The following is a 17,206-nucleotide window of genomic DNA, read 5'->3' as shown; positions in this document are numbered from 1 at the left end:
AAAACTCCTTTTATTCGGGCAGGGCGATCGGACCGATTTCGTCGAACACGTCACCTGGCCCCGGGTTCTCGGGGTGAGTTTCACCGCCGAAGTGCTTCATGATTCCCCACACGGCATTGAGTGAGGTTTGTACCGCGCCCTCAACCCAGGCCGGTGTCCATGAGACGTCATCGCCGGCGATAAAGATCCCTCGCTGTTCGGCCGGCATGTCGTCCTGCATGAAATGTGCGTACATGCGCTGGTTGTAGCGATAGTGGCCGGGCAGAGCACCTTTGAATGCGCCGAGGAAATGCGGGTCGGCTTCCCAGGACACGGTGATCGGATCGCCGATGATCCGTGCGGCGATGTCCACCTTGGGATAAATCTTCTTCAAGGCATCGAGCGCCAGCTTCACGCGTTTTTCCACCGGATGGGGGAGCATTTTCAGCGCGTCGCTCATCCACGAGTACGACAGGCAGATGACCCCTGGCTTGTCGTCTCCGTTGTCGAACAGATAGGTGCCACGGGTGAGGCGATCGGTGAGGGTCATGCTCATCAGGTCGCGGCCGGTGTCCGGGTCCTTGTCCTTCCAGAACGGTCGGTCGACCATCACGAAAGTCTTCGACGATTGCATGTAGCGGGTGCGGTCCAGGGCCATCCACATTTTTTGCGAGAACAGCGCCTCTTCGCATTCGATCTGAGTGGTCAGCAGCCAGCTTTGGCAGGTGACCAGCACCGCAGCATATTCGCGGGTGTTGTCCCACACGTCGGTCACGCTGAACCGGCCATCGTCGGCGCGCGCGATGCGCTTCACACCGCTGCGCGGGGCGCCCAGGTGCAACGAGTTGAGGCTGGTACCTTCTGGCCAATGCGCGCAGCGCTCCGGCACATGTTTCCAGATGCCATGGGGCACCTGCTCGACACCGCCAACCACCAGGTGCTGATGATCGTCGCAATTGGTCATCACCACGCGGAAGATTTCCAGCATCGAATTGGGAAAGTCCGAATCCCAGCCGCCGGTGCCGAAACCAACCTGGCCGAATACTTCACGGTGCTGGAACGAGAGTTTGGCAAACGCCTTGGAGGTGGCGACGAAGTCGTAGAAAGTGCGGTCGTCCCACAGGGGGACCAGGGTGTTCCACAGTGCCTTGAGGCGTGGCACGTCGCGGTCGCGAATCGCCTGCTGGATATCGCCGAAGCGCGAACCGTCCTCCAGCGCATCCGCCCAGGCGTCGGCCACTTCCTGGAACAATGCCGGCAGGTCTGCCAACTTTTGTGCGTAGTAGGTCTGGCCTTCCAGATCAATGACCGTGCTGCCCGAGGCCGGGGTCAAAGGGTTGGGAAACGGTTTGGTCTCCAGGCCCAATTTGTCGACGTAATGATAGAACGCCGTGGACGACACCGGAAACCGCATGCCCCCCAGCTCGGCAATGACACCCTCGGCGCCGTTGAACGCTTGTGAGCGCAGGCGCCCACCCATTTTCGACGCTTCGTAGACCACCGGCTTGAGGCCCAGCTTCATCAACTCGTAGGCCGCCACCAGGCCGGCGATCCCGGCACCGACAATCGCGACTTCCGCCCCGTGGTTGTGGGCGGGAATACTGCCCAGGCCGGCGGGATGCTCGATCCAGTCGTCAAAAGCGAAAGGAAAGTCCGGCCCGAAAATGGTGATGGGCTTCTTGCCGTCTGCTGGGTGGCGATTGTTCTTGTTCATGGCTGACCTTGATTGGGCGACTCGACGCGACTTTCGCGTCTGAGTATAGGAAAGATGCCAGCCATTTTAGAGAGGGAGAAACACGTTAATAAGACGCAATGTGTCGTCGATTTGGATGATTTATAGTCATTTTGATGTGTTCATTGATCTTAATGACGAAACGCAGCTCGGGGGGAGCGAACCGTCACGCGATAGCGGCATGCCGGTCATGGAGACGTAGCCGGCCCGACGGCATCGCGTGCACGTTGAGTCGCACACTCTAGACCGGCTGCCCTCGATCGATCTTGCTGCTGAGGATGATCGAAGTGGTGGTTTTCTCCACCCCATCCACGCTGCCAATCTGATCCAGTAACTGATCCAGCTGCTCCGGTGAATCCGTGCGCAGCCAGGCCACATAGTCGAATTCGCCGCTGACCGCACACAGTTGCTGGACCTGGGCCATCGCACTCAAGCGCCGCAGCACGTCCTTGCCGGAGCGCGGTTGAACCTTGATGCCGACATAAGCCTGTAACCCGCCGTCTATCACCCGCTGCCCCAAACGCACGCCGTATCCGGTAATGACCCTGGTTTTTTCCAGCCGCGCCAGCCGCGACGTCACCGTGGTGCGGGCGATGCCCAATTGTCGGGCGAGCATGGCGACGCTTTCCCGGGCATTGATTTGCAGGGCGGCGATCAGTTGGCGGTCGATTTCGTCGAGGACGGGAGGGCGGGTGTCAGACAAGATGGGCTCCGGCGTGGATATCGGTGGCTGGCATGTTACAGGCTCGCATGCCTTTGCCACCTACTCCATTGGGACGCGGTCGGGAAATGCCTGCCGCCATGACGTTGGCCATGGCGGCAGTATCCGCAGAGTTGACGATGCGGGTATCAACCCGTTTCAGATGTGGCCGCAGCCCAATCCAGGCTGCGACCGGGCCAGGGTCATTTCCAGCGATTGATATCCCATGCCTTGCGGTCGAGATCGAGATCGGGGAATTTTGCCGGATCGAATACCGGCCTTGCCACACCGGCTTTCAACTGCGCGCGGAAGTCGTTGATCACCCGTATTGCAGTAGGGAACAGCATCAGAATCGCAATCAGGTTCACAAGTGCCAGAATGCCCATCATCGGGTCTGAGAAGAAAAACACCGAGGTGGCGTTCGGGGCCGCGGCGCCGAGGAAAATCAAGCCCAGGATAAACACGCGTAGCACCAGCAGGGCCGGTTTGGATGGGGTGATGGCTGCCAGTGCGTTTTCGCCCAGGTAGACGTTGTAGATGATGGACGAGAAGGCGAAGAGCAGGATCGCCAGGCTCAACGCGTAGCGCGACCACTCACCAAAATGGTTGGCCAGTGACTGCTGTGTCAGCACGACACCGTCAATACCTGTGGCACCGGCAACATAGACGTCACCCAGCAGGATGATGAAAGCCGTGCACGAGCAAATCACGATCGTGTCGATGAAGACTGAGAACGATTGGGTGATGCCCTGGCTGACCGGGTGATGTACCAGCGCAGTCGCTGCGACGTTCGGTGCGGAACCAAGCCCCGCCTCGTTTGAGAACAGGCCGCGGCGCAAGCCTTGTGCAATCGCCGCCCCCATGCCGCCGGCAATGGCTTCTTCATAGCCGAAGGCACTGGAGACGATGCGTACGAAGAGCGCCGGAATTTCACCGATGTTCATCACGATGACGATCAGGGCAAGCGCCAGGTAACCCAACGCCATGACGGGAACCACGACATCGGCCGCCTTGGCGATGCGCTTGATTCCACCAAAGATCACAAACCCGGTGACAAGCACCAGGAGCGCTCCGGTCACCAAGCGGCTGATCCCGAACGAATCCTGCATCGCGCCGGCCACAGTGTTGCCTTGAAAGGCGTTGAAGCCAAGGCCGAAGGCCGCCAGCAGGCAGACTGCATAAACGATCGCAAGCCAGTTGTAGTTCGACCCGAGGCCGTGCCGGATGTAGTCGGCTGGGCCGCCACGGAAGGAGTGCTCCCCGTCAGTGCGCTTATAAACCTGGGCAAGCGTACATTCGACGAGACTGGTCGCCATGCCGACGAGCGCGATACACCACATCCAGAAAACCGCGCCGGGCCCACCGAGCGTAATCGCGACGGCTACACCGGCAATGTTTCCGCCGCCCACACGACCGCCCACAGATACCAGCAGCGCCTGTCGCGCACTGAGGTTGTTGGGGTCGCTGTTCTGGTTCTTGCCTGAGAGCACGCGGAACATCCGGCCGAAGAATTCGAACTGGACGAAACCCGACATAATCGTGATGAACACGCCGAAGACTACGAGAATGGGTATGAGCGACCACCCCCACGTGAGGCTGTCGACATACCCAAACAGCGTTTGCAGGAATTCCATCTGTTTCTCCTATATTTCTTATTATCGGCGGAGCCGCTCTCTTGAGCGTTCCGCGATCAGTTTATGCCTGGTTTTACATCCGATTTCGCGTCTTCGGACGTTTCGATGCCGCCGACCGTTCCCGATCCGAAAACCCGCAATATGGCACCGTCGAGTCGTTCGAGGGCAGCACCGGCCTTTATCACTGGCAGTGGCCGGGCCCTGGCGGGCGCAACTGTACTACAGAGCGGTAGTTTCGGCGCCCTGAGAGTTGTGCTTAATCAGCCTCAGGGGCTGCCCAATGCCTGTTCAGTTGAGTGCTACTGCCGGTTTGATCTTCTAAACATCCGGTATAGGCGCAATTCACTATAGCTGGGCGGGTAAACACCGCACGGATGACGTCCTTATTGTGCAACCGTCTATGAAGACCTTTGGCCAGTGCGCCCAGTCTCGCCGCTCAAAAACGCAAAAGCCGCGCAATGCGCGGCTTTTTGTATGGTGGGCCCACACGGACTCGAACCGTGGACCAAAGGATTATGAGTCCTCTGCTCTAACCAACTGAGCTATAGGCCCTCAGTAGGCCGCGGATTATAGCGACGGTTTCTCGGCTGTGCTATCCGAAAAATCCGATACGGTCATACGAAGAAACGTTGCGGCGAACTCTTCGGCGCACAGGGGCAGGCTGACGATGTAGCCCTGAATCTGTTCGCACCCTTCTTCAGCCAGAAATTGTTGTTGGGCCAGGGTCTCGACGCCTTCGGCGATGATGGTGAATTGCATACTGCGGCCCAGGGCGATGATTGCCCGCACGATGGCCACGTCGTGCGGGTCATCGGGTAGGCCACGGACGAAGGACTGGTCGATCTTGAGGAAGTCCAATGGCAAACGCTTGAGATAGCTCAGGGAGGAGTAGCCGGTGCCAAAGTCGTCTATCGCCAGTTGCACGCCGAGTTTTTTCAGCTGGTGCAGCACTGCGAGGGCTTCTTCGGCCTGGCTCATGATGAAGTTTTCGGTAATTTCCAGTTGTAATAAGCCGGGCTTGAGATGGTGCTCACGCAGCAGTTGCTCGATACGCCCCAGCAGGTTGGGTTGGCGCAATTGGGCTCCGGCCAGGTTGACTGACAGCGGGCCGAGGCTTTCGTAGGCGGCGTTCCATTCGGACAGTTGCCGACAGGCACGTTCCAGTACCCAGTCACCAATCTGCAGGATCATGCCGTTTTCTTCAGCCAGCGGGATGAAATGTTCCGGCGGTACGTCGCCAAACGTGGGGTGGGTCCAGCGAATCAGCGCCTCGGCACCCACCAGGCGATTGTCGGCAAGGCTGAATTTGGGTTGGAAGGACAACGATAATTCGTTGCGCTCGATGGCGCGTCGCAGCTCGTGCTCCAGTGCCACCCGCTCACTGGCCTGGGCGGTGAGGTCGCGGGTGTAGCTTTCAACCCGGTTGCGACCCTTGGCTTTGGAGCGGTACATCGCCGCATCGGCATTTTTGACCAGCGTGGCAACGTCGCAGCCATCCTGGGGGTACAGACTGGTGCCGATGCTGGCGCTGATGAAAAATTCATGTTCGCCAGCCTGGAACGGTGCCGCAAAGCAATTCAACAGCTTTTGGGCAATGTGTTCGGCATCGCTGGGTTGTTGCAGGCCTGGCAGCAGGATGATGAATTCGTCGCCACCCAAGCGCGCCACGGTATCGATATCGCGCAACTGCTCACGCAGGCGCACGGCGATACCCTTGAGCAGCAGATCCCCCACCGGGTGCCCCAGGCTGTCATTGATGTGCTTGAAGCGGTCCAGGTCCAGGAACAGCACCGCACCCTGACCGCCATCTTCCTGCTGGCTGTTGAGCGCCATCAATAATCGGCTTTCGAACAATGTGCGATTCGGCAGGCCGGTGAGCGGGTCGTGGTGCGCCTGGTAATCGAGTCGGGCCTGAGCGTGCTTGAGGCTGGAAATATCGGCAAAGACCGCAACGAAATGGGTGATTTCCCGATCCCGGTTACGCACCGCGCTGATGGTCAGCCAACTGGGATACAGCTCGCCGTTTTTACGCCGGTTGGATATCTCCCCCTGCCAGTGTCCCTCGGCCGTCAACTGGTGCCACATCGCGGCATAGAACGCGCTGTCGTGCAGGCCGGAAGCCAACAACCGCGGTGTGTGACCCAAGGCTTCGGTTTCGCTATAGCCGGTGATTTCGCTGAAGGCGCGGTTTACCGCGCTGATGTGCTGTTGCGTATCGGTGATCAGCACTCCTTCGGCGGTACTCTCGAACACGGTGGCGGCCTGTTGCAGTTTTTCCTGCATGAGGTGGCGTTCGGTGATGTCCCGGGCGATGGTCAGCATGCAGTCTTCGTCGCCGATGGGCAGAGGGCGGCTGGACACTTCGCAGAGCCGTATCTGTCCATCGTTACGGCGGATATGACACCTGAAGTCCCTGACATAACCGTCTCGTTGCAATAGGTCGAGCATCTGTTTGCGCTCATTGAGGTTGACCCAGATACCCAGGTCCAGGGTGGAGCGGTCCACCGACAAGGCGCTGTTGAAGCCGGTAATGCGACTGAAGCCTTCGTTGACCTCAATCAGCAGGCCGTCGCTTTGCCGGGACAGTAGCAGGCCGTCGGGCGAGGCATGAAAAGCCTTGGCGAACTTCTCTTCGGAGGTCTGCAGCTGCTGCTGGGTTTCCTTGAGCTGGCTGATGTCACGGACGACCACGACCAGCGCTGGGGTGGTGTCGAGATCGAAGGGTTCGGCCGAGATCAGCCCGGTGAACACCTGGCCATTGCTGCGGCGAAAAGGCATCTCCAGATTGCGGATGCTGCCGGCCTGTAATCGTTGCAGCAGGCTCGGGCCGACGTCCTGGATGCCCCAGATGTTCAGTTCGGTCGCGGTCCGGCCCACCACCTCCGCGGCGCCCAGGCCAATCTGCTCCTCGAAGGCCTTGTTGACCTCCAGCAGGCAACCGTCCAGCAGGCGCGCGATCACCAGGATGTCCGGACACTGACGGAATACCGAGGCGAATTTTTGCTCGGAAAGGCGCAGCGCTTCCTCGGTACGTTTGGCTTCGCTGATGTCGATCATCAACCCGCGCATCACCGGTTCGTGCCCGTGTTGGATGAGGCTGACAATATCGCGCACCCACAGGCAGCGGCCGTCAGCAGTGATCACGCGGTAATCGATGCAATGGTCGCGGCCCGCCAGCACTTCATGGTCGCAATAGGTCTGGGCGCGGATCAGATCGGCGGGATGAATAATGTTGCGCCAGAACCCTGGAATCAACCAGTGGGAGAGGGGATAGCCGAGCAGTTCTTCAGCGTGAGGGGACACGTAGCTGTAGGTGAAGTCACTGACCCTTGCCTCCCAGGCAATTGCTGAAAGGCTCTCCACCAGCCCGCGATAGTGGTATTCGCTGCTGCGCAGTTCTTGTTCCAGATCGACTCGCCGCGCGATCTCTGAGCTGAGGCGGCGATTGATGCGGATCACCGCCGCGAGTATGCCGCTCAAGAGGAGCAGTGCAGGCAAGCCGTAAACCAGTAGGTCTGACCAGAACCTTCGGTAATCTCGGACATTGCCGACCCATTTCTCCTGAATTTCGCTGATTTGGGCCGGGGTCATGTCCGCTATCACCTTGTCCAGGATGCCCACCAGTATCTTGTTCTCCCGGGGGACGCCCATGGCCAGTTGATAGCGATAGGGTGTTTCTCCGCTGACATAGAGCCCGTCTAGCTTGAGTTGGCGCAGGCTCCAGACACTGGAAGCCAGATCGCCCACCACCGCATCCACTTTATCTGTGGCCAAGGCTTGCAAGGCTGAGCTGACATTGGGCAGCGCCACCAGATTCAGGTCGGGATGGTGGTTGCGCAACAGTTCGTGGGGCGCATAGTTTTCCACCACGGCGATTTTCAGCCCGTACAAATCCTCAAGATTATGAGGTTCTGCACCGCCATGATGGGCCAGGATGACGATGGGAAAGTCCAGATATGGGCGGGTGAAGGCCAGGTAGTTCTGACGTTCGGGCGTGGACATGATGCCGGGTAAAAGATCGATTTTGCCCTGTGCGACCTGCTCCAGCACCATCGTCCAACTGACGGGCTCGATAGGCGTGAGCGTGACAGCCAGCCGCTCGCGGATAACATCCACGTAGTCGGCGGCCAGGCCCTGATATCGCCCCTGATCGTCGCGAAACTCGAACGGTGGCCAGGAGGCGTCGACACCCAGGCGCAGGTCGGGGTGGTCCTTGAGCCAGCGGCGCTCTTCTTCGGTGAGCGTCAGCGCGCCAGCCGTTGCGGTCCAGGTCATCAATGACAGCAAAATCACGGCCGTCAGTCTGGGCATCACGGTCTCGTCATGGCTTGGGGAGGATGTTTCGAGTGTAGACGGGCAATAGGGCGGGGGGGCGTAACGGGGGGATTTTATCTGCACATAACAAAACCCCCGGCAGGGCCGGGGGTTTTTAACGTCACTCGTCGAGGAAGGAGCGCAGGTGCTCGCTTCGCGTCGGGTGGCGCAATTTGCGCAAGGCTTTGGCCTCGATCTGACGAATCCGCTCGCGGGTTACGTCAAACTGCTTCCCGACTTCCTCAAGGGTGTGGTCGGTATTCATGTCGATGCCGAAACGCATGCGCAGTACCTTGGCTTCACGGGCAGTGAGACCGGAGAGTACTTCGCGAGTCGCTTCCTTGAGGCTCTCAACGGTGGCGACATCGATCGGCGACTGCATGGTGGAGTCTTCGATGAAGTCACCCAGATGGGAGTCTTCGTCATCACCGATCGGGGTTTCCATGGAGATCGGCTCTTTGGCGATCTTCAATACCTTGCGGATTTTGTCCTCGGGCATTTCCATGCGTTCGCCCAGCTCTTCCGGGGTCGGTTCACGACCCATCTCCTGCAACATCTGCCGGGAAATGCGGTTGAGCTTGTTGATGGTCTCGATCATGTGCACCGGAATACGGATGGTGCGGGCCTGGTCGGCGATCGAGCGAGTGATCGCCTGACGGATCCACCAAGTGGCATAAGTCGAGAACTTGTAGCCGCGACGGTATTCGAACTTGTCCACCGCTTTCATCAGGCCGATGTTGCCTTCCTGGATCAGATCGAGGAATTGCAGGCCGCGGTTGGTGTACTTCTTGGCGATGGAGATCACCAGACGCAAGTTCGCTTCGACCATCTCTTTCTTCGCGCGGCGGGCCTTGGCCTCACCGATCGACATGCGACGGTTGATGTCCTTGATCTCAGCGACGGTCAGACCGGTTTCGGCCTCCAGCGCGGTCAGTTTCTGCTGGCAACGGACGATGTCCGGTTGCAGGCGGGCAATGGCTTCAGCGTATTTGCTTTTGCCTTTGGCCAGTGCATCGGTCCAGCTTTCGTCGACTTCGTGGCCAGGGAACTGACGCAGGAAATCAGCACGTGGCATGCGGGCATCACGCACGCACAGTTGCATGATCGCGCGCTCTTGCTGACGCAGACGATCCAGGGCGCCGCGGACACGCTCGACCAGGCCTTCGAATTGCTTTGGCACCAGTTTGATCGGCATGAACAGCTCGGCCAGTGCCAACAGCTCGGCAATTGCCTGCTTGTTGTTGCGGCCATGCTTCTTCAGCGCCTTGCGGGTGATTTCCATCTGGTCGGCCACAGCGCCGAAACGCTGGGCAGCGATGACCGGATCCGGACCGCTTTCGGCTTCTTCTTCGTCGTCGCTGGCGTCGGCGTCGTCGTCATCGGTGTCGTCGTCGGCCTTGGCGGCTTTCGCGTCGATCGGCGGCGGCACTTCGGCTGCAGGCGGCGCGATACCGTCGTCCGGGTCGATGTAACCGCTCAGGACGTCGGACAGGCGGCCACCTTCGGTGGTGACGCGGGTGTACTCGGAGAGAATATGGTCAACCGTGCCAGGGAAGTGCGCGATTGCGCCCATCACTTCGCGGATGCCTTCTTCAATGCGCTTGGCGATTTCGATTTCGCCTTCACGCGTGAGGAGCTCTACCGTACCCATTTCACGCATGTACATGCGCACGGGATCGGTGGTGCGACCAATGTCGGTCTCGACCGCTGCCAACGCTGCGGCCGCTTCTTCAGCGGCCGCCTCGTCGGTATCGGCGTCGGCCAGCATAAGGGCATCCTTATCTGGAGCAACCTCGAATACGTTGATCCCCATGTCGTTGATCATGCGGATGATGTCTTCCACCTGTTCCGGATCTGAAATATCCTCCGGCAGGTGGTCGTTGACCTCCGCGTAAGTCAGGTAGCCCTGCTCACGACCCAATAGGATCAACTCTTTGATACGAGACTGCTGTTGCGCTTTTCCGGACATAACACCCTATCCACTGAAGGTCTTGGCGGGCAAAAAACAAGCCGAGGATTATACCTGAGCTGTGACCTCACGCGCCAGTTGAGGTCGGGTTTGATGCGCAAACATTGCGGCTGAGTAAGTCGCGCAATTGGTTTTTCTCTTCGCTGGTCAACTCGCTCTGGCGAGCTTTTCGCAGAAGTTGTTCCAGATTTCGCTCGCGTTGGCGGGCGGACAAGCTAGTAATGGTGTCGAAAAACTGTTGTTCAAGGTTGTCTCCATCAATCAGCCATTCCTTCTCGGCCAGGGCCTTCAACAGGCGCCCTTGTTCGGTGCCGTGCCACCGGGCGATCAACTGGAAAGAGTTAAGTTTGGGGTTCTTCTGCACGGCTTCAAGGAGTGCGATCAGCAATTGCGTATTGCTGTGGTCCTCGGCGGCGAAGTGCCCGGCGTCCTCGACCTTTTCAGCCAGTTGCGGGTGGTGCAGCAAAGTCCGCAGGGCGGCCAGTGTTGGTGGTTCGACGGCGGCCGGCACGCGCGGGGCACGTGGCTGGTCGCGATCGACGCGCTTACCGTTCTTGTCCCAGGGTTTTTTGTCCCATTTCTTGCCGCCGCTGCCCGGTTTCTTGGGGGTCCATTCCTGCGCAGGCGCGTAGTCCTGCTGAGGTTGATGATAGTCGGCGAAATCCGGCATCGCGTCGTAATCAATACCTGGGTCGTAAGCCGGCGGTGCTTCCTGGGGGGCGCTTTGGACCAGATGATTGACCGCCTCGCTGTTCAGACCGGTGATTTCGGTCAGGCGCTGGCGCATCAGTGTGCGCAAGTTGGCGCCGGGTACCTTGTCGATCAGCGGTGCCGCGAGGGTGGCCATATGAGCCTTGCCTTCGAGGGAGCGTGGATCGGCTTCTTCGGTCAACTGCTGGAAAAAATAATCGGCCAGCGGTTGCGCGTGCTGGTTGATCCGCGCGCGGAACGCATCGGTGCCTTCGGAGCGCACCAGGGTATCCGGATCCTCGCCCTCGGGTAAAAACAGAAAGCGCGCTCGCCGGCCATCCTGCAGGCATGGCAACGTCGCTTCCAGTGCTCGCCAGGCGGCATTGCGGCCGGCTTGATCGCCATCGAAGCAGAACAGCACGCTGGGCACGACGCGAAACAGGCGCTTCATGTGCTCTTCGCTGGTGGCGGTGCCCAGGGTTGCAACGGCATTGCGCAAACCTTGCTGGGCCAGGGCGATCACGTCCATGTAGCCTTCGACGACGATGATTTCGTCGAGGTTGCGGTTGTTCTTGCGCGCTTCGTACAGCCCGTAGAGTTCCTGTCCTTTATGGAATACCGGGGTCTCCGGGGAGTTCAGATACTTGGGCTTGTCGTCGCCCAGGACCCTGCCGCCAAACGCGATGATCCGTCCGCGCGTGTCACGGATCGGGAACATTACCCGGTCGCGAAAGCGATCATAGCGCTTGCCGGTTTCGGCATTCTCGATCAGCAGGCCGGCGTCGATCATCGCGCGCTGCTGCAAGGTGTCGCTGCTTAAGTGCTTGTACAGATTGTCCCAGCCGGGCGGGGCAAAGCCGAGGCCGAAGTCCCGGGCGATCTCGCCGGTCAGGCCCCGACCCTTGAGATAATCCACTGCTGCCTTGCGGGCGGGATGGCTTTTGAGGGCCTGACGATAAAAATCGGCCGCCGCGGTCAGCAGTGGGTAGAGCGGCGAGTCGGTTGGTTGGCGCGGTTTGTGCGCTCGGCCACTTTCCTCGCGGGGAATTTCCATGCCCGCGGCTTTGGCCAGTTCTTCGACAGCCTGGGGGAAATCCAGGTTGTCGTGGTCCATGATGAAACCGAGGGCATTGCCGCCAGCGCCACAGCCGAAGCAGTAATAAAACTGTTTGTCGGGGCTGACGCTGAAGGACGGGGTCTTTTCCTTGTGGAATGGGCAGCAGGCCGTGTAGTTCTTGCCGGCTTTTTTCATTTGCAGGCGAGAGCTGACCACATCGACGATGTCGGTGCGGTTCAGGAGGTCGTCAATAAAGCTCTGGGGAATCAGCCCGGCCATGGCGTTCTCATCATCACTGCGCGAAATATGGACCCGAAATCAGCAGGCGTAACCGACTCTTGGTCTTGAGGCACGGTAAAACGGTGGCTCGACCGGGTCGTCTGCATCATCGCTGTCGGGAAGTGTATCTGCCGATAGTCCACTGACGTTAATCACTAATCAGTATTCGACTGTTTGAATATGTTGCGCTGAGTCCGGTAACGGCCGTTCAGGCCTCGGATCATCAGGTGGGCACGCAAGCAGGTGCCTTGGGCTGATCGTCGTTAGAGGAATCAGGGGTGTGCTCGTCAGTAGCCTTGGAAGGCTCGTCAGAAGAGACGTGCACCGCTGGCAAAAGAGCCAGGTCTGACGTGGTAAAGCAGGTTGTCTCGGTCGCATGTGCGACTTTGACGGTGAAGCATCAAGCGTTTTCCGCAAATGCCATAAGCCCGGCTTGAGGGCCGGGCTTGGCAGAAGCTTGCTACGGACGTCTGTGTATTAGTACAGACGTACGGCGCGGCGCTGTTCGCGCTGAACTTTCTTGGCGTGACGCTTAACAGCGGCTGCTGCTTTGCGCTTACGCTCGGAAGTCGGCTTCTCGTAGAATTCGCGGCTACGAACTTCAGCCAGAACACCGGCTTTTTCGCAGGAGCGCTTGAAACGACGCAGAGCTACGTCGAAGGGTTCGTTCTCTTTTACTTTGACGGCTGGCATCCAGAGCTACCTTCATTCATTACCGGGGTCAACATCCTCGCGGCAAAAGAGCACTTGAAGACGTCGGTTTTTAAGGGTTGCGGATGTTAACCCCTCATCGCTCGGAATGCAAAGCCTCTGATCGAAAACCGCTGGTCGGGGCACAACGTGACGACTATTATGCGCGCCTTCGAATTCAGCCTCTACAAGGCGCAAACCCATGCTAGTACTGGGATTAGAAACCTCCTGCGACGAAACAGGTGTCGCATTATACGACAGTGAACGCGGCCTGTTGGCCGATGCACTGTTCAGCCAGATCGACCTGCACCGCGCCTATGGCGGCGTGGTACCCGAGCTTGCGTCCCGCGATCACGTCAAGCGCATGCTGCCTTTGATTCGCCAGGTCCTGGCCGAGGCCGGCTGTGTGCCGACCGAGATCGACGCCATTGCCTACACCGCCGGGCCGGGCCTGGTGGGCGCGCTGCTGGTGGGTGCTTCCTGTGCCCAGGCGCTCGCCTTCGCCTGGGGTATCCCGGCCTTGGGTGTGCATCACATGGAAGGTCATTTGCTGGCGCCGATGCTGGAGCCGCAACCACCGGAGTTTCCGTTCGTCGCTTTGTTGGTCTCGGGCGGTCATACCCAGTTGGTCCGGGTCGATGGCATCGGCCAATACGAACTGTTGGGAGAAACCCTGGACGACGCTGCCGGTGAAGCTTTCGACAAGACTGCGAAGATGATGGGCCTCAATTACCCGGGCGGACCGGAAATCGCGCGGTTGGCGGCCCAAGGGATTGAAGGGCGTTTCGTCTTTCCGCGGCCGATGTGTGACCGCCCCGGCCTGGATTTCAGCTTCAGTGGCCTGAAAACCTTCGCCCTGAACACCTGGCAGCAATGCGTCAGCGCCGGAGACGACGGCGAGCAAGCCCGTTGCGACATCTCGCTGGCGTTCCAGCAAGCGGTGGTGGAGACTTTGACCATCAAGTGCAAGCGCGCCCTGAAACAGGCCGGACTCAAGCGTCTGGTGATCGCTGGCGGAGTCAGTGCGAATAAGGCTTTGCGCGTGTCACTGGAGAACATGCTTGGCAGCATGAACGGCGACGTTTACTACGCCAGGCCGGAGTTCTGTACAGATAACGGGGCGATGATTGCCTTCGCCGGATGCCAACGTTTGCAAGCTGGCCAGCACGAAAGCCTGGCAATCAGCGTGCAGGCGCGCTGGCCCATGGAGCAGTTGTCACCGCTGTAAGGCGTGCGGTTTAAAAATGCCGTTCGCGCCCGGCAAACAGGTCGCGTAGATTGCCCCGGTGACGCCAGACGATCAGTGCAACGAGTGCGGTCACCGGCAGCAAGGCCGTCGGTTCCTGCCAGGCCAGCAATGGCAGGATCAGCGGCGTGGCGATCAGGGCGGCCAGGGAGCTGGTGCGGGTCAGGTAGAACGTCAGCAGCCAGGCAGTGACGGCCAGCAGGGCGGCGGGTGGATACAGACCCAGCAACATGCCGGCGGCGGTGGCGACGCCCTTGCCGCCGCGAAAGCGAAAGTACAGCGGGAACAAGTGACCGATGACGGCGCAGACACCGATCCAGGCCTGTTGCTGCAACGAAAGTCCTGCAAGATTGGCGAGCAGAACCGGGACAAGGCCTTTGCAGAGGTCGCCAAGCAAGGTCAGGATGGCAAGTTTGCGTCCGGCCAGGCGCAGCATGTTGGTAGCGCCGGCATTGCCCGAGCCACTCATTCGCGGATCCGGGCGACCGGTCAGGCGGCTGAGCAAAATGGCGAAGGACAGCGAGCCGAGCAGGTAGGCGAAAGTCGCCAGTAACCAAAACATGCTAACTATTCCGGGCGAGGACGCCCTGATTCTAACGGCGCATTGCGCCCTTGTCGTGCTGCGGAGAAGAGTGCTTGGACAGAGTGTTTATCGAAGGCCTGGAAGTCGACACGGTCATTGGTGCCTACGACTGGGAGCGCGGCATCCGTCAGTGTCTGAGGCTGGATCTGAGTTTCGCCTGGGATAACCGTCCGGCCGCCGCCGACGATGACCTGACCCTGGCGCTCGATTACGCCAGCGTATCGTCGCGCATCCAGGCATTTGCCGAGCAAGCCCAGTTCCAGTTGGTTGAGACCTTTGCCGAACGATTGGCCCAGGCGCTGATGGACGAGTTCAAGATTACCTGGCTGCGTCTGAAACTGACCAAGCCCGGCGCTGTGCCGGCCGCCAGGGGCGTGGGCGTGGAGATCGAGCGCGGATGTCGCTGACTCAGGTTTTTCTCGGGCTCGGCAGCAATATCGAGCGCGAAGCCCACTTGTGCGCAGGTCTTGAAGCCCTTGCCGGGTTCCTGGTGGACATACGCTGTTCGGCGGTGTTCGAGAGCCAGCCGGTGGGCATCAAGAGCGGGCCTTTTTTCAATTTCGTCGTAGCTGCCTACACGGATCTGCCGCTGATGGAGCTGGACCGTCGCCTCAAGTTCATTGAGGCAGACAATGGTCGTTATGCGCCGGACCGCAAAGGGCTGCCGCTGGATATCGACGTGTTGTTGTATGGCGAGCAGGTCGGCAATTTCGACGGCTTGATCCTGCCTCGCGCCGAAATCCTCAAGAACGCCTTTGTCCTTTGGCCGTTGTCGTTGATAGCACCGGATCGGATTCACCCTGGCGTGGGTAAAAGCTTCGCGACTTTGTGGGAGGAGTCGCAGATTGACCAGGTGCTGGCGCCGGTGGCTTTTGAATGGCGGGGTGTACCGCTCACGCCTTTTGAGCTGCTGTCAGGCCTCTGACGTCATCGCGCGAGCTGGCTCGCTTCCACATTGCCCCTGAGCGGACCGCGATATCCTGTGGGAGCGAGCCCGCTCGCGATGGCGGCGGCCTATGCTCCCCAGATGCAAGCCGACACAAGCTCTGTCAGTTCGCAGCTTCCTTGTATGCCTTCAACGCCTTGAGGCGTTCACGTTTGATCGCCTCGCCCAGTTCAGGACCCTTGAAGCCTTTTTCCAGCAAGGGCTGCACCGCTACTCCGCGTGCGGCCGTTGCCGCTCCCCGCAGGTAATCCGCCTGTGGATAACTTCGACTCTCCAGGCCCTTACGACCGCGCGCATCCATCTCACAGGCCGCGATGAACTCCTCGAAGCGCTGGGGGCGGCGATACACGTCAAAGCTGTGCAACAGCTCAAGCAAGGTAGAAGCCTTCAACTCAAGGGCGCGATGACCATGGGTGTGGTATTGACCGACGAGTAACGCCAGTTCCTGGCAGTCGCGAGGCGCCTTGAAGCGTTCGTTGACCGCCTTGATCAGCTTCAAACCCGTGTGTTCATGGGCGATATGCCGGGGCCATTCATGCGCGGGCGTCAGCCCTTTGCCCAGATCGTGCAGCAGGCACGCCCAACGGACCGTCAGTGGCTGTTCATGCAGGGCTGCCTGCTCCAGCACGCTCAGAGTATGGACGCCGGTGTCGATTTCCGGGTGATGGGCCTCGGGTTGCGGCACGCCGAACAGTGCATCCACCTCGGGCATCAAGACTTTGAGGGCTGTGCAATCGCGCAGGACCTGGATAAACACCTGTGGTTGTTTTTCCATGAGGGCGCGGGAAATTTCTTTCCAGCTGCGCTCGGCGGTCAAGGCTTGCAATTCGCCAGAGTCGCTGAGCTGGCGCATCAGTTCCAGGGTTTCGTCAGCCACTTTGAAACCCAGCGCAGCATAGCGCGCGGCAAAGCGGGCAACCCGCAGGACCCTGAGGGGATCTTCGGCGAACGCGGGGGAAACATGACGCAGCAGGCGGGCTTTGAGATCGCGTTGGCCGTGGTACGGGTCGGTAAGATTGCCATGGTCATCTTCGGCCATGGCGTTGATCGTCAGGTCCCTGCGGATCAGGTCTTCTTCGAGGGTGACTTCAGGGCTGGCATGGAACACGAAGCCGCCATAACCGCGGCCACTTTTGCGCTCGGTGCGGGCTAGGGCGTATTCCTCCCCGGTCTTGGGATCAAGGAATACCGGAAAATCAGCCCCCACCGGGCGAAAGCCCTTGGCGAGCATGTCCTCGGCAGTAGCCCCCACCACGACCCGATCAATGTCGGTGACAGGAATGCCCAGCAGGCGATCGCGAACGGCGCCGCCGACTTTATAGATCTGCATAAAAAACCTCCGTTGGTCTGACAGGATAACCTTTGCGCCAGGCGTTCGGAGGTGAAA

12 protein-coding genes and 1 tRNA gene are annotated in these 17,206 nt (G+C 59.7%); 3 read left to right on the top strand and 10 right to left on the bottom strand.

Features of this window, described 5'->3' with window-relative positions:
• Positions 1–10 precede the first annotated feature (10 nt).
• The 8 genes from BM132_RS12535 to rpsU all read right to left on the bottom strand — a co-directional run bounded on the left by BM132_RS12535 (position 11) and on the right by rpsU (position 13,047).
• Positions 11–1,693 carry a flavin monoamine oxidase family protein gene (locus tag BM132_RS12535; RefSeq protein ID WP_092455663.1) on the bottom strand — a complete coding sequence of 561 codons (1,683 nt, stop codon included), beginning with the start codon at positions 1,691–1,693 and terminating at the stop codon, positions 11–13.
• 259 nt (positions 1,694–1,952) lie between these two features.
• Positions 1,953–2,414 carry an Lrp/AsnC family transcriptional regulator gene (locus tag BM132_RS12530; RefSeq protein WP_092455661.1) on the bottom strand — a complete coding sequence of 154 codons (462 nt, stop codon included), beginning with the start codon at positions 2,412–2,414 and terminating at the stop codon, positions 1,953–1,955.
• 200 nt (positions 2,415–2,614) lie between these two features.
• Positions 2,615–4,045, bottom strand: a complete 1,431-nt coding sequence (locus tag BM132_RS12525) for an alanine/glycine:cation symporter family protein (RefSeq protein WP_092455660.1) — start codon at positions 4,043–4,045, stop codon at positions 2,615–2,617.
• A gap of 475 nt (positions 4,046–4,520) precedes the next feature.
• A tRNA-Ile gene (locus BM132_RS12520) sits at positions 4,521–4,597 on the bottom strand.
• A 15-nt stretch (positions 4,598–4,612) separates the two neighbouring features.
• Positions 4,613–8,356: a bifunctional diguanylate cyclase/phosphodiesterase gene (locus BM132_RS12515; RefSeq protein WP_092400884.1), complete on the bottom strand. Its 3,744-nt coding sequence runs from the start codon at positions 8,354–8,356 to the stop codon at positions 4,613–4,615.
• A gap of 124 nt (positions 8,357–8,480) precedes the next feature.
• Positions 8,481–10,328, bottom strand: a complete 1,848-nt coding sequence (gene rpoD, locus BM132_RS12510) for an RNA polymerase sigma factor RpoD (protein ID WP_092400887.1) — start codon at positions 10,326–10,328, stop codon at positions 8,481–8,483.
• Positions 10,329–10,395: 67 nt separating this feature from the next.
• Complete coding sequence (dnaG, locus tag BM132_RS12505) at positions 10,396–12,354, bottom strand: DNA primase (protein ID WP_092455658.1); 1,959 nt, start codon at positions 12,352–12,354, stop codon at positions 10,396–10,398.
• 477 nt (positions 12,355–12,831) lie between these two features.
• A complete protein-coding gene (gene rpsU, locus BM132_RS12500; RefSeq protein WP_002551877.1) occupies positions 12,832–13,047 on the bottom strand; it encodes a 30S ribosomal protein S21 in 216 nt (71 codons plus the stop codon).
• A gap of 199 nt (positions 13,048–13,246) precedes the next feature.
• On the opposite strand from rpsU, the gene tsaD reads away from it, so the two are divergent.
• Positions 13,247–14,272 carry a tRNA (adenosine(37)-N6)-threonylcarbamoyltransferase complex transferase subunit TsaD gene (tsaD, locus tag BM132_RS12495; protein WP_092455656.1) on the top strand — a complete coding sequence of 342 codons (1,026 nt, stop codon included), beginning with the start codon at positions 13,247–13,249 and terminating at the stop codon, positions 14,270–14,272.
• A 10-nt stretch (positions 14,273–14,282) separates the two neighbouring features.
• Here the strand turns inward: tsaD and plsY are convergent, their stop codons facing one another.
• Positions 14,283–14,852: a glycerol-3-phosphate 1-O-acyltransferase PlsY gene (gene plsY, locus BM132_RS12490; RefSeq protein WP_092455654.1), complete on the bottom strand. Its 570-nt coding sequence runs from the start codon at positions 14,850–14,852 to the stop codon at positions 14,283–14,285.
• A 74-nt stretch (positions 14,853–14,926) separates the two neighbouring features.
• Here plsY and folB point away from each other — a divergent pair, with 74 nt between their 5' ends.
• Both folB and folK read left to right on the top strand, forming a co-directional pair.
• Entirely contained in the window at positions 14,927–15,280 is a 354-nt protein-coding gene (gene folB, locus BM132_RS12485) for a dihydroneopterin aldolase (protein WP_092455652.1), read from the top strand.
• The gene (gene folK, locus BM132_RS12480) at positions 15,271–15,798 is read left to right on the top strand and encodes a 2-amino-4-hydroxy-6-hydroxymethyldihydropteridine diphosphokinase (protein ID WP_092455650.1); all 528 of its coding nucleotides are present in this window, start codon (positions 15,271–15,273) and stop codon (positions 15,796–15,798) included. The genes folB and folK overlap by 10 nt, the downstream gene beginning before the upstream one ends.
• Before the next feature lie 124 nt (positions 15,799–15,922).
• Here the strand turns inward: folK and BM132_RS12475 are convergent, their stop codons facing one another.
• The gene (locus BM132_RS12475; RefSeq protein ID WP_092455648.1) at positions 15,923–17,149 is read right to left on the bottom strand and encodes a multifunctional CCA addition/repair protein; all 1,227 of its coding nucleotides are present in this window, start codon (positions 17,147–17,149) and stop codon (positions 15,923–15,925) included.
• Positions 17,150–17,206: the final 57 nt, after the last annotated feature.

Origin of the sequence: Pseudomonas sp. NFACC45, from assembly GCF_900113505.1 — a bacterium.
In the GTDB taxonomy this organism is placed as follows: Bacteria; Pseudomonadota; Gammaproteobacteria; order Pseudomonadales; family Pseudomonadaceae; genus Aquipseudomonas; species Aquipseudomonas tehranensis.
Note: the sequence above shows the minus strand (reverse complement) of the source record. Positions and strands in the feature narration are given on the sequence as shown.